This window comes from Saezia sanguinis, assembly GCF_003991585.1.
Classification (GTDB): Bacteria; Pseudomonadota; Gammaproteobacteria; order Burkholderiales; family Burkholderiaceae_C; genus Saezia; species Saezia sanguinis.
In genome coordinates, this window is sequence record NZ_PQSP01000140.1 from 1 (window position 1) to 254 (window position 254).

General features: G+C 62.6%; 1 protein-coding gene. It reads left to right on the plus strand.

Annotated elements, in window-relative coordinates:
- Positions 1–2 precede the first annotated feature (2 nt).
- Positions 3–149 (plus strand): ectoine synthase, encoded by a 147-nt coding sequence (locus CUZ56_RS16290; RefSeq protein WP_204250967.1) that lies wholly within the window; start codon positions 3–5, stop codon positions 147–149.
- Positions 150–254 lie beyond the last annotated feature (105 nt).

Below are 254 nucleotides of genomic sequence, written 5' to 3' on the forward strand. Positions count from 1 at the left end.
CCATGTACCTGCTCGACGGGCACGAGAAGCACGAGGTGCGGACACGGACACGGATGCGGATGCTGTGCGTGTTCAATCCTCCTGTCACGGGGCAGGAGGTGCACGACGAGAACGGCGTTTATCCGTTGATCGCCGTTCCGGCCGACTGAGAGGAAGGACGAACGACGTTGGTTGACAATCGGATCGATCGCTATCCGACCAGAACCGCCGAGCGGTTGCCGCTGCAGGAGCGACACGACGCGACGGTATGGGGC